The organism is Pseudomonas sessilinigenes (assembly GCF_003850565.1).
In the GTDB taxonomy this organism is placed as follows: Bacteria; Pseudomonadota; Gammaproteobacteria; order Pseudomonadales; family Pseudomonadaceae; genus Aquipseudomonas; species Aquipseudomonas sessilinigenes.
Genome location: NZ_CP027706.1, coordinates 5,190,634 through 5,204,523, shown reverse-complemented (window position 1 = coordinate 5,204,523; position 13,890 = coordinate 5,190,634). Strand labels below are relative to the sequence as shown.

General features: G+C 65.5%; 5 protein-coding genes. All 5 read right to left on the bottom strand.

The features are described 5' to 3' along the window. Positions 1-24: 24 nt before the first annotated feature. Positions 25-9,795: a thioester reductase domain-containing protein gene (locus tag C4K39_RS24195; protein WP_124347574.1), complete on the bottom strand. Its 9,771-nt coding sequence runs from the start codon at positions 9,793-9,795 to the stop codon at positions 25-27. A 65-nt stretch (positions 9,796-9,860) separates the two neighbouring features. Continuing rightward, positions 9,861-11,120 carry a hydroxymethylglutaryl-CoA synthase family protein gene (locus tag C4K39_RS24190; RefSeq protein ID WP_124346867.1) on the bottom strand — a complete coding sequence of 420 codons (1,260 nt, stop codon included), beginning with the start codon at positions 11,118-11,120 and terminating at the stop codon, positions 9,861-9,863. A 19-nt stretch (positions 11,121-11,139) separates the two neighbouring features. Continuing rightward, the gene (locus C4K39_RS24185) at positions 11,140-12,372 is read right to left on the bottom strand and encodes a beta-ketoacyl synthase N-terminal-like domain-containing protein (RefSeq protein ID WP_124346866.1); all 1,233 of its coding nucleotides are present in this window, start codon (positions 12,370-12,372) and stop codon (positions 11,140-11,142) included. A gap of 62 nt (positions 12,373-12,434) precedes the next feature. Next, on the bottom strand, positions 12,435-13,538 hold the full coding sequence (fabD, locus tag C4K39_RS24180; protein WP_124346865.1) for an ACP S-malonyltransferase: 1,104 nt from the start codon (positions 13,536-13,538) through the stop codon (positions 12,435-12,437). Between the two features lie 69 nt (positions 13,539-13,607). Continuing rightward, positions 13,608-13,862, bottom strand: a complete 255-nt coding sequence (locus C4K39_RS24175) for an acyl carrier protein (protein WP_124346864.1) — start codon at positions 13,860-13,862, stop codon at positions 13,608-13,610. Positions 13,863-13,890 lie beyond the last annotated feature (28 nt).

Below are 13,890 nucleotides of genomic sequence, written 5' to 3'. Positions count from 1 at the left end.
CATGTCCTCTCTCAACAAACCGCTCTAGATCAACCCTGCTTCACCCAGCTCATCCAGGTAGCTGGAAATGAATCCCCTGTCGATCGGCGCCAGGCAGTCCTGTACCGCCGGGCCGTCAATGAGCGAGCGGGTGCGCTCGGCAAACCTGTGGCTGTCGAACTCGGGTTGATGCAGTACATCCTGCAGTTCGTCCAGTTGATAGACGGATGAGTACAGGCTGTAGGACCTTGGCCGGGCGCTGAGTGCCTCCAGGCGCACCATGAAGTCTGCGCGCCAGGCCTGGGTACTTTGCAGCCTGTCTATCGGATAGCCCAGCTCCTGTATCCAGTCCACCAGTTGATCAAGGCTGGGAGCGCCAGGAGCATTGCTCAGGACGTGGTAGATGGAGTACCCGGTATCCGCTCCAAGACTGATCTGGGCGATCGAGCGTACGGCCACATCCACCGGCAAACCACGAAAACCCGCAGCCACGGGACGAGAGCTGTCGAAATGCAGCGAAGGTGGAGCGATGCCGGTCTGGACCAGGCTGACCAGGAAACGCGAGAACACGTCGCCAAGATTGACGAATCCACGATGGGTACTGTGTGGTAACAACATGCCGCAGCGGAACACCTTGACCGGTACCAACCATTTTTCCCACGCCTCTTGCAGCAACGCTTCGCCAGCCCACTTGCTGGCCGCATAACCTGCGGCGTACCGCCCTGCGCCCAGGCAGTTGTCATAGAGTTCCAGGGCTTTCTCGCCCTCATGGATCGGCTCGTTCCGGTTCACCGGATTGCCCACGGCGATGCTGGAAAGGAAGTTGATGGTCTTTTTCCTTCCCGAAAGCGCCAGGCGTATCACCTCGGCAGTGCCGTGGACATTGGTCCCGTGCAATTGGTTGTAGGCCAGCAGGTGATTGACCAAAGCGCCGTTGTGCACGATGGCTTCGACCTTGTGCGCCAACATGTCCCAGGTCGGTTGCGCCAGGCCCAGGCGCGGCTTGGTCAGGTCGCCCGCGAGGATCACCAGGCGCCCGGCTCGCAGGAACTCGACCAGACGCTGCTGCAGTTCATTAGACGCCGCCAGGCTCTCGACCAGCCGCTGCCGGGCAGCCTCATCCGAAGCCGCACGGACCAGGCAGTAGAGCGTTCCCCCTCGCGCTTCAAGACCTTGGCCCAGGGCCAGGGCGAGGAAGCGGCCAACGAAACCGCTGGCCCCCGTCAACAGCACCTGGTTTGGCGGCAAGTCGGCGGGTGGCGCTAGTTGTGAGGCCGCACGCAGGATGTCCGAGCCGATCAAGGTGTCCAGTCTAAGCTGACTGGCGAGTACCCGGGATTGCACGGCAAGCGTTGAGTTTGGCTCGGAAGTGGTTGGATCCAGCACGGAAATAGCCATCGCCGCCCTAGAGTCCATCTCGGGTATCACCACCGGGCTCAACACCTTGGACGGGGCTGAAACTGAACCTGCTAAGGTTTTTTCCTTGGCCTCCTTGACCACTTGCGGTGGCGTGCCGGATGCATGCTGCGTGGCACTGGCGGTGCCATCGCGCAACTGGCCTACCAGCATCGCCAGCGTTCGGATTGTCGGAAATTCGTACACCTTGCTGGTGTTGAGCAGGATCGAATAACGCCGGTTGATGTCGCGAATCCATTCAACCGCAATGATGGAATCCAGCCCGATCTCGGACAAGATCCGCTCCGGGTCGATATCCTGGCCGTCGATTCGCAGTGATTCGGCCAGGCTTGCCGTCAGTTCTTGCTCGAGCTGGCGCTGGCGGATCGATGCATTTTCGCCAGACGCGCTGGTGGTGACCTCGTTCTCCATTGCCAACCGCTGGCCGGAGGAAGTTGCTGGCTCGGGGTGCGATTGGCTAGCAGCGCGGCACTCCTCGGCAAGCGGTACGATGGGTGCTGCTTCGCTATCCGGCGCAGTGGCCCGCAACTGCTCCCTGGTTTGCTGTACGAGCAGGGCCATCTTGCGGATCGTTGGGAACTCATAGACCTTGCTGGTGTTGAGCAGGATTGAGTAACGCTTGTTTATATCGCGGATCCATTCCACCGCAACGATGGAATCCAGTCCACGATCGGAGAGTATTTCGTCCGGATCGATATCATCGACCTCGATCCGCAGTGCTTCGGCCAGGGTTTGCCTGAGAACGCCTTCCAGCTCCGTCAGTTCGATACGATCCCGCCGGCTATCAGGCATGGCAGTGGTAGCCGCTGTGTCCTGCGATATTTGTCGCGCTGCCACGGCCACCTGCACCGTGGAATGCCCGCTCGACGCCCCGCCCTGGGAAGCGACGGCCCGTAGCTCGGCGCGTTCTTCCGTCGCCTGCAGGCGCAAACCCCGTGGCTTGCCGGGCAACGACGCAATCGGCGCAGGCTCGCGGTGCGGCTGGCTAGCGCGCGGTTTGGCGGATGCTTGCACCCAGCATCGCTCCAGGGCGAAGGGGTAGGTCGGTAAGCTGATCCGCCGCGGCCGCTGCTGGCCATACAGGCGCGTCCAGTCGATCTCCAGGCCCAATACCCACCACTGCGCCAGTCGCCCCAGCTTGCCCTGGGCGATCAACCTGCTGGCGGTTTCCTGCAGGTCCTCGTCCGCCTGGAAGATCATTTGCAGGCCCGGGTCGCGCTTGATATCGCCATGGAAAATCTCGCCCTGCCCACCCTCTTCGCCCAGGTAAGCCCGCAGCCGGCTGCGCAGGTTATCAACGGAATCCACCACGCAAGCCAGGCGCACCTTCATCGCCTCGCGCCCTACCTGCAGGGTGTACGCCAGGGATTGCAGGTCCACTTCACGGTGCTCCATAAAGGCCAGCAGTTGCTCGACCCGCGCCTTGAGTCCTGTGGCGTTCCGGGCCGAGAGCAGCACCAGCACCGGCTTGGCTTGGGCCGTTTGGGCCGGGAGCGACTGCGGCCGATACTCCTCCAGCACCACATGGGCATTCACCCCGCCAAAGCCGAACGAGCTGACCCCGGCGCGCCTGGGCAGCACGTTGCCCCGGCCATCGACGAGCGCCGGCCAGGGCCGCTTGGCATCCACCACATAGAACGGACTGCCCGCGAGTTCGATCTGCGGGTTCAGCGGCAGGCTGTGCAGGCTCTGGACCAGGCACCCATGGCGCATCTGCAATAGCACCTTGACCAGCCCCGCCACTCCGGCCGCCAGTTCCAGGTGGCCGATGTTGCTCTTGATGGTTCCCAGGCCGACGCTGTGCTCGGCCAACGCATCCTTGCCCGCCAGCTTACGGAACGCCTGCTTCAGGCCCTTGATCTCGATCGGATCGCCCAGCTCGGTGCCGGTGCCATGGGCCTCGATGTAGCCGATGCTAGCCAGGTCCACCCCGGCTTCACGCAGCGCCGTTTCGATCACCTTGGCCTGGGCCTGCGGATTGGGTGCGGTCAGCGAGTTGGCCTGGCCGCCGTGATTCTGCGCGCTACCAAGGATCAAGCCATGGATGTGGTCGCCGTCACGCTCGGCCGCGGACAGTGGCTTGAGCATCAGCATTGCCACCCCTTCGCCCCGTACATAGCCGCCAGCCTGGGCCGAAAACGCCCGGCATCGCCCATCGCCGCTCAGCACCCCGGCATGCATGAAGCTCTCATGGGCCTCTGCTGAAAGCAGGGTGTTGACGCCACCCACCACCGCCTGGTCGCACTGCCCAGTACGTAACAAGGTCACGGCCCGATGCACGGCCACCAGGGAACTCGAACAGGCGGTTTCGATGGGCTCGCTCGGCCCATGCCAGTTCAGCCAGTAGCTCATGCGATTGGGGCCCATCGATCCAGCGGTGCCCACTGCCAGTGCCGCGGTCACGGCCTCGCCGGACTGGGCCAGCAGCTGGGCATAACCCGTGGCGCAGGTACCCACCAGCAGCGCAGTATTGCTGCCCGAGAGGCTTTGCACCGAGTACCCCGCATCCTCGATCACCTTGTAGACCTGCATCATCAGCAAGCGGTGCTGGGGGTCCATGCCCTGGGCCTCGCGGCGTGAAATATTGAAGAAGGCCGGATCGAACCCATCCAGGTCTTCCAGCACTCCGGCATGGCGCAAGGTAGGCTCTGGCCCGGCGCCAAACCGCCCCAGGGGCAACTCACCGATGCAGTCGCGGCCCGCCTCAAGGTTGCGCCACAGCGCGTCGATGTCCTCGGCCTCAGGGAAACGCCCGCTCATGCCGATCACGGCGATCGGTTCGGCGCCCGCCTTGGTCAGGCCGGGCTCGCCCCCCGGGCCTTGGGCTACATGATCGACCCTGGGTGCGGCAACTTTCGGCGCGCTCGCCTCGGACGCTCGGGGCGCCTGGGCCGGGGCAAAGAGCGGCTGCAGTTCGGCCCGGTACTCCTGCGCCAGGTAGCTGGCCAGCGCGGCAATCGTCGGGGTCTCGAAAAACTCCGAGGGCGCCATGTCCAGGCCATAACGCTCATTGAGCAGCCGGGTAAACGCCGTCGAAGCGATCGAATCGAAACCGAACTCGCCAAAGGGCGTATTTCGATCCAGCTCTTCACGGGCGATCTTCAGGTAGTCGGAAATCATCTGGGTGATCGCCGCTTCGACCTGGGTCGCCAGTTCCTGGGCATCCAGGCCGGACGGCGCCGCAGGCGGCTGGGCGCCTTGCGCTTCAGTCGTGGGCCCGGCAGGTGCGGCGGAAAGCGGTTCGATAGGCGTGACGGCATGGCGCACGACGCCGTCGCTGATGGCCAGGATGATTTCCTGGCTCAGGGCCTGGGTCGTGCCGCACGGGATGTCCACGCCATAAAATCCTTGTGTTTGCAGCACGCAGCGCCAATTGGCGGGAGTCAGCATCGGCGTGCCCGGGATACGCAGCTCTGGGTCCTCGGCCAGCCACCACCCGGGCAGCAGGCCGAACGTCAAATGCCCGAACAGGTGTGCCTGGGTGGCCTCGTTCAAGAGCAACAGTCCGTTGCCCTTGAGCAAGCTCTTGACCTGTCCCAGGGTCTGCGTGATGTCTCGGGTCGCGTGCAGCACGTTCGCCGCCACTACCACGTCATAGCCTCCGGCCTGGAAACCCTGGCTCGAAGGGTCCCGCTCGATGTCCAGCAAGCCGGTTCGCAGGTAACCAGCCCGGGGCGCGTAGTGCTGTTGGGCATGCTCGAGAAAGACCGGCGACACATCGGTATAGGCGTACTCGTCGATCTGTCCGGCGTATGGCGCCAGGCGCGCCAAGAGCCCGGCACTGGTACCGCCGGTCCCGGCGCCGACCTCCAGGATCCGCAGGCGCGCCTGGGGCTCAAGGCGCAAGCGCTGCTCGACATAGGCCTGCAGGCGCTCACCCAGCACTGCGTTGAAGTGATCTGCCACCGGGTGATCCCGATACAGGGCTTCGACCCCATCCAGTCGCCCTTCGGGGAACAGCACCTGGGTCGCCTCCCGCTCGCCACGCAATATCGCCGGCAATGCCCGCAGCATCTGGTCGAGCAGGCGTACCTGGGTCTCCAGGCCGCGCGGCTCGGTTCCTGCCAGTACCTGTTCGCAGTAGGCCTGCCACTGCGACCACTGCCGGTCCCAACCGGTATCCGCCTCGGGATGGCCGGCCAGGCGCAACGCCGCTGCACGCCAGCGCTGGTATTGCGGTGCCAGTCCCTGCTCGGTTGCCAACCAACCGTGTTCTTGCAGCAGGCTGTACAGCAGTGGCTTCAGGCGTTGCTCCAGCGCTTGCCAGGCACTGGCCGCAGTGACCGGCGGGGCAAGTAGCGGCGGTACCGGCAGCGACACGACAGGCACCGCGGGCATGAGTTCTGCCACTTCATCGCTGGCGATGCCCCAGGCGGGGGCAACCCTGGCCAAGTCCAGCTTGGCGAACCCAAGACGCTCCAGTGGGCCGGCCAGCCAGTTTTCCAACCACGCCATGGCCTGTGGGGCCTCGATCGAGCCGATTCCGACCTGGGTCATCCGCGCCCGGTAGTCGGGCGATGCCACCACGCCGACCCCACCCCAGTAACCCCAGTGCACCAGTTTTACCGGATAGGGACGTTGCGCATTGCGGGCAAATTCATCGACGAAGCAACAGCCAGCGGCGTAGTTTCCCTGCCCCGCCATCCGCGCGAAGCTTTGCAACGACGAGAAGTACAGCATCAGGTCCAAGGGTTCGTTGCCGAAGACCGCGTCCAGGTTCAGCGCCGTTTCCTGCTTGGCCGCCAGCGCCGCCTCGAAGGTCTGTTCATCCATCTGTGCCAGGCTGCGATCGGCCAGCACCAGCGCGGCGTGCACCACGCCATGCACGGCGCCATAGCACCCGTGGATTTCGCTGAGCGCCGCTTCCAGGGCGGCGCGATCGCGGCCGTCGGCCTGCAGGTACAGGGGCGCCGGGCCCAGCGCCGCGAGGCGTGCACATTGATCGGCTATCGCCTGGTCCTCGCTGCGCCGGCCCAGCCATACCACCTGGGCCTGGTACTGGCGGATCAGGTACTCGCTGAACGCCACGCCAATGCCACCGGCGCCGCCGAGGAGTACATATACCCCCGCCTGGCGGAAGGCCGGTTGCGCCGGTGCGGCGAGCTGGCAGACCAGCAAGCGTTGGCGATAGCCACGGCCCTGGCGATAGGCCAGGGTTTCTCCGGCCACGCCTGGCGTGCGGCCGAGCAGCGCCGACCAGGGAATCGGGTCTTGCGGCGCCAGGTCCACCAGGTCCAGGCGCCAATTGGGGTATTCCTTGGCCAGGCTACCGATCAGACCGTGCACACTGGCCTGGAAGGGATCGCCCAGCTCCTGCGGGCGTACGCCCAGGGCTTGGCGGGTGACGACGCAAAGACCCAGCGGCCGCCCGCCGTGTCCCAGCTCCAGCAGGGCCTTGATCAACAGGAAGGCGGCCTTGGCGGCCCAGGGCTGGCCTGGCGGTACGTGCCAGACCAGGTGTTCGAACGGCTCCTGCTGCTGGAGCCAGGATTGCCAGGCGCCCTGGCCGCCGGCGGTCAATTGGCCTTGCTCCACCTCGCCGCAGATTTCTACCATCCGGCCCCCAGGCCGCGAATCGCTCAGCGTGTTGCCCGGCTGCTCGAGGATTGGCTCCCAGGCCGGCATCAGGCTCAGTTCCTGGAGCGGGTCGGTGTCTGTCGCCTCCAGCGGCGATTTATCCGCCGGCGCCCGGCTGCTGAATCCGCTCAATCGCACCATGACTCGTCCCTCGCTGTCTGCCAGATCGATATCGATCCCGCGTTGTTTGCCCCGGTGGTTCGTAGCGGGTCGCAAGATCGCCCACACCTCATGCGGCAGCGCATGCCACTGCTCGAGCCGCTGTAGCGCAAAAGGCAATGCCAGGGCGTCTTGCGCGGCCAGGCCCAGGCTGGCCTGCAGCGCGCCATCGATCAACGGCGCGGGCAAGCCGACTCCAGGGGGCGTACTAGCGCCGCGCAATCGCGCAAGCACCAGATCGTCAGCCAGCTCCAGGCCCTGCAGCACCTGGAAACTCGGGCCATAGTCCAAGCCAATCCGGGCGAAGCGCCCATAGCAGGCGGCACCGTCTAGCTGACGGCCACACCCCGCGCGCAGTTGCTGGAGGTCGACCCGTGGTTGCTCAGGGCTGCTGTCCAACCGCGCCCGGCCCTGGCTGTGCACCAATGGCTCGCCCTGATCATCGCTGAAGATCCGATAGGCAACAGTGCCTTCGCCCTGCTCCCGCAGGCCGACATGTACTTGCAGCGGCGAGCGGAGCGCCAGGGGGCGCAGCCAAGCGATTTCCTCCAGCAGCACGGGATGCTCGGCCGGCAAGCCACGGGCCTGGGCCATGGCCGCGCGCGCCCATTCCAACTGCATCGCCGCGGGCACCAACGGCTGCCCCGCGACCTGGTGATCGCGCAAGAAGAACTCGTCGCCCGTCAGGGTCGTGGAGAAACGCTGTTCACCTGCCAGCGAGCCGCTGTACTGGAACAGGGGCTGCAACGAGCTATGCAACGTCGGAGGCAGCGGCCCGGGCTCGTCGCCCGCATCCGGGGGCTGCTCGATCCAGTAGCGCTCCCGGGCGAACGGATAGGTCGGCAGGGCCATACGGCCCCCGGGCTGCTCGGCGTAGAGCGACCGCCAGTCGATCTGCGTGCCTTTGACCCACTCCCTGCCCAGCTCCAGCAAGGCCAGCCCGTCGGCCCCAGACAAAGCCTTGGCCGGGTCGACATCCCCCGTGTGCGCAAGGGTCTTGCGAACATCGCCCACCATCACTTGTTCGAGCGCTTGGCCTTCGATGAAGGCTGCGAGTGTCGCGATGACCTGCCCAGGCGCGGTGGCGACAAAGGCCAGCCGTTGCTCCAGCGGCGCCCGCCCCGCCTGGAGCGTATGGGCCAGGGCCGGCCAGTCCACATCCGTAGTGTTCTCGAGGAACGCCTTGAGCCGTGCGGCGCAGCTCTTGAGCTGTGCGGGGCGTTTGGCCGACAGCACGATCAGCAGCGGGTGCTGCTCATCCAGTTCCACCCTGGAGCGACTGGCCTGGGGCCGGCGATACTCCTCGAGCATCAGGTGGGCATTGGTGCCGCTGATGCCGAACGAGCTGACCGCCGCGCGCAATGGCACCCCGCTGGTAGGCGCCCAGGGTTGGCCCGAGGTACAGACGAAGAACGGCGACTGTTCCAGCTTGAGGTCGAAATGCTCGTTGGGGCTGCTGTAGTTGAGGGTCGGTACCAGTTGCCGATGGCGCATCTGCAACAGTACCTTGTGCACACCGGCCACACCGGCGGCGGCCGAGGTGTGGCCGATGTTGCTCTTGACCGAGCCCAGGCCGCAGAAACCCGATTCCCTGGTGCCCTCGCGAAATACCGTGGACAGGGCATTGAGTTCGATCGGATCGCCCAGCTTGGTACCCGTGCCGTGCATTTCCACGTAGCTAATGCTGGCCGGATCGATGCCGTGGCGCTGGTAGACTTCGCGCAACAGCGCGGCCTGGCTGTCCTGGTTGGGCGCGGTCAAGCCATTGCTTCGGCCGTCCTGGTTGATCCCCGAGCCGATGATCAGCCCGTGGATCGGGTCGCCGTCGCGCTCGGCATCTGCGAGCCGCTTGAGCACCAGCGCGCCCACGCCCTCCGCGGGCACGAAACCGTCGGCCTGGTTATCCAGGGTCCGGCATTTACCCGTAGGTGAAAGGACTCCGGCTGCGCACATGCAGACGTACAGCTCCGGCATCAGGTACAACGCCACCCCACCGGCCAGCGCCAGGTCCACTTCGCCGTTGCGCAAGGCCTGGCAGGCCAGGTGCATGGCCACCAGCGACGACGAGCAGGCGGTATCCACCGGAATCGCCGGTCCCTTGAGGTTGAGGAAGTAAGCGATGCGGGCCGCGGCGATCGCCGGGCTGCTGCCAATCATGTCCACCAGGCCCAGGCGCTGCTGGACCAGGGTGCCGTACTCGCTACCGCTGATGCCCAGGTACACGCCGCAGCGCGACTCGCTCAGTTCCTGTGGCGCTCGCCCAGCATCCTCGAAAGCCCGGTAGCCCTCCTCCAAGAACAGGCGCTGCTGCGGATCCATCCGTTGCGCCTCGGTGGGGGCGATATTGAAGAACAGCGGATCGAAGCATTCGATGGCCTCCAGGCTGCCCAGCCACTTGCTGTAGGCCTTGCCCGGCGAAGGTATGGCCGGGTCGAAATAGGCATCGACGTCCCAGCGCGTGGCTGGAATCTCGCCCACGCAGTCGCGGCCGTCCACCAGGTTGCGCCAATAGGCCTCCAGCGAGTCCGCCCCGGGATAGCGGCCGGACATGCCGACGATGGCGATGGCTGCCTGCTCTGGGCAGGCCTGGAGCAATGGCTTGGCGGCCTGTTCGCTGGCGCCAGGCGTGGCGGTGGTTTCGTCCTGCGGCGATCGTGGGTCCATGAATCGACTCCTTCAGTTGTCTGGCAAACCATCCATTGTTCGCGGCCACCCATGGGCCCAGGTCCTTACTGGACCCATTCGTACTCGCGGTGGAATTCCTTGATTTCCCGCAGAACCAGCTGTGGACGGTCCGCACGTGGCAACTGCGGATGCACGCTGCAGGCGTCGTCGATCCGTACGTTGCGGGTGCCGAAGCGCACCTGCGTGTTGCTCTGCAACAGCCCTTCGTACTCGCTCATCGACAGCCGGTAGCGGTTATCGAGCTGGCGCTCGATCTCCTGGGCACGCAGTTGCTCCTGCCCCAGGTGGCGCACCACGCCGCTGTAGAACTCCGAACAGCAGCCCGAGCCATAGGAGAAGCAACCGATGCGTCCCGGCGATTCGAAGCGGCCATTGGCGATGGTGCTGGCCAGCGATAGCAGCACGGTGCCGCCCATGATGTTGCCGACCCGCTGGCAATAGCTGAGTCCCGGCGTCACCCGGCGCTGGAAATCGGCCTCGATGTCCGCCGGCGCGGCCCGGACCTGCTTGCGCATCATGGTGCGATGTGCGCCCTTGATCATCCCGCCGAAGGGCGTATGGAACGCCAGGTAGCGAAACGAGCCGACATAGTCGACGTCGCCGACGCGCTTCTGGTACTCGAGAAATGCGTTCTCGCAGCAGTCCAGGTAGGACAGCAGCGACAGGTCGGAGTCACCGGCCTCGGTATCCGCGGTTGGCCGGCAGGTGTCCATCACTTCGTAGCCGTAGTAGCCGTTGGCGCCAACGTCGATGTCGAAGACCCGCGGCTGGTCACTGACCAGCATCGCCACGGCGCCGGCACCGGTGCTGGGCTCGGCGAAGGACCAGTCCTCGGTGAGGGCGCTGCCGCCGGTGGTCATGTGCCGGGCCAGGTCGGTGGAGATCACCAGCGCCTTGGCCCCCGGCGAGACCTGGGCCAGGATGAAGTTCACCGCCATCTGCAAGCCCGCGGTGCCCGAATAGCAAGCCTGCTTGAGCTCGAACAACCGACAGTTGCGGTTCAGTCCCAGGTGGTGATGGACGTAGGTGCTCAGCGACTTGCCGAAATCGATCCCCGATTCCGAGCAGGTGATCAGCAACTCGATCCGGGCCTTCTCTTCGGCCGACAACGCCTCCACCAAAGGGTGTGCTGCGTTCACCGCATAGGTCACCGGGTCCTCGTCCAGCAGCGCGACGGTCTTTTCCTTCATCAGCAGATTATTGAAGCGCGCCGTATCCAGCTGGCGGTGCGCGGCCAGTTCGGCAACGTCCAGGCAGGCTCGACCGCCGAACACATTCATCGCTTCGATTCCTACGGATAGCATTGGCTTTCTCCTTGGTTGTTCATCGCTCATGACGCGTCAGGCACAACGCGGTGTTGATGCCGCCAAAACCCATGCTCAGGGTCAGGGCGTGCTCTATCGAGTGCGGCCTTGCCGCATCCCGGATCCAGTCGAAGGACGGATCGATCGGCGTGTCCAGGTTACGGCTCGGGTGCAGGCGCCCTTCGCACATCTGCACCAGCGTGGCAATTACCTCCACGGTGCCGGCGGCGGTGAGCCCATGGCCAAGCAGCGACTTGCTGGTGTTGAGGCGCACGTGGCCCAGGCCGCTGTCGCGCAGGGCAGCCAGCTCCACCACATCGCCCAGGGGCGAGCCGGTCCCGTGGGGGTTCACATAGTCGATCTGCCCCGGGGCCAGGCCCGCGCGTTCCAGGGCTTGGGCGATGGCGCGCATCTCGCCCTCGCGCGATGGGTCGGGATTGCGGTTGGCATCCATGGTCCAGCCCCAGCCGGACAATTGCGCATAGGGCCGGACGGTGCTGCGCGCGGGGTTGGCCAAGCGTTCCACCACCACCGCACCGCAGCACTCGCCATAGATGAAGCCGTCACGGTCGCGGTCGAACGGCCGGGCCGCCTGCATCGGCGCATCGGCATAGCGCTCGGAGCCCATGGCCCCCAAAGAACGCAACGCCTGGCACTCCCAATGCGACAGATCCATCAGGGCGCCCAGCGCGATCGCCACATCCACCTGTCCCGACTGCACCGCCTGTAGCGCCTGGATCACCGCGACCTGGCCGCTGGCCGAGGCGCCGCCCACGGTGCAGGCCATGCCCTGGATGCCGAACTGCTGGGTACACAACCCGCACAAGTCGCTGTCCATGAACTCGACGCCATGACCCGGCCGCACGAAGGCCTCGCGCCCGGTATAGCGCTCATGGAGCTGGGCCAGTTCACGTTGCTGCAGGTTGCAGCCACCGACGACCAGGCCGACGCGCTGCGGGTCCACGTCCTCCAGGCGGGCGTCCTGCCAGGCTTCATGCAAGGCCACCAGGGCCGCTTCGGCAGTCAGCGACAACTGCCGGAACAACCGTGGCGAACGCTCCGGCGGCAGTTGCAGGGGGCCGAGTTCGGCGCCGAGAAAACGGCTTTGCCCCTGGCGCCCGGGGCGTTGCAGCACGCCGAAAGCGGCGTCGCCGGCCAGCAGTGCGCGGGTAAAGGCCTCCCGGCCCTGGCCAATGGCGGAAACGATACCGACACCGGTGATCGCAACGGGTAGTGGTCGAGTGGCAAGCATGTTGGCACCAGGATTGTCGATTCGGGCGAAGGCAACGGGCCGGCCCATGGCTGCATGGATGGCTACAACGCCTGGATCTCGTCGAGGGCGAAGTAGCCGTTGTGGCCTTGCAGGTAGACCGCCGCCCGGTGGCCCAGCAACACCAAGGCGGTGCTGCGGGTCAGCTGGTCGCCGTCGACCCGTAGCGAGCGCACCCGAGTGCCGGCGGGATGCCGGGCATTCCACTGGGCGACCTGCTCGATGGCGCTGTGCAGCGCCGCTTCGCGAGGCCCAGGCGCTGCGTCCCGCGGCGAAACCGCAACGCCAGGCACAGGCAGGCGGCTGCCAGCGCGGATCTTCTCCACCAGCTTGGTCAACACCTCGCCATGGCCGACCTCTTCGAATTGCACCTCGCCCTGGGCCAGCAGGTATTGAATGCTCTCGCACCATTGCACTGGATGGGTCAGTTGCCGGACCAGGTTGTCGGCGATCGCTTCCTGGCTATATGGCTGGGCCGAAACGTTGGCGATTACCGGCTTGTTCGGCGGCGCCAGCTCCAGGCCTTGGAGATACGCGCAAAATGCATCGGCGATCGGTTGCATGTAGCGCGAGTGGAAGGCGCCACTGGTATTGAGCGGATACAGCATGCCGCCCGCTGCCTCGACCGCGCTTTCCAAGCGCGCCAGCTCGGCCTTGGGCCCGGCGATCACGCTCTGCAAGGGTGCGTTGTGAATCGCCAGGTCCACACCATCGGCCTGTTGCGCCTGCAAAAGCTCCACCAGCGCGTGGCGCCGCAGGTTCATGATCGCGGCCATGCCCCCCTCCCCGCCACTGACCTGGTTCATCAGCTCGGCGCGGCGCTGGACCAGACGCAGGCCCTGGGCGAAATCGAAGCACTGCGCGGCCAGCAGAGCGTTGAATTCACCCAGGCTGTGGCCGGCGAAACCATCCGCCTGGGCGCCATCGCGCAGCCGCTGGAAATAGGCCAGGGCGTTGACCACATAGATCGCCGGCTGGGTGTAGCGGGTCTGGTCCAGCAGGCCATCCGGGTCATCGAGGCACAGGGCCTTGATCGAATAACCGAGTATGTCGCTGGCGGCTTCGGTCAGCTCGGGGAACTCATCGAACAGCTGGCCACCCATGCCGCGCTGCTGCGAACCCTGGCCGGGAAAGATGAACACCTTCATTGGCACCTCCGTTGTGCGTTACCTCTGGCGGCGCGCCAGACCTGGCGCGCCCTGCCCGGTCCATCCGTGCTACACCGCCCGCGCCTGGAGCCGGGTGTGGATCAGGTCCGCCAGTTCGCCGATATTGCCCGGGCCGAACAGCTCCACCCGCGGAATGCTCAGGGACAGCGACTCCAGCACCAGCATCACGATTTCCGCGCGATCCACCGAGTTCGCACCCAGGTCACGCAAGCGGTCGCCCCGGCTGAACGCATGGCTGGCAAGGGTAGGAATCACTTGCCGGACGTGACGGACGATCAATTCGAATACCTGTTCTCTGGTCATGCTTGTGCCTCGCTCTTGAAGGAATATC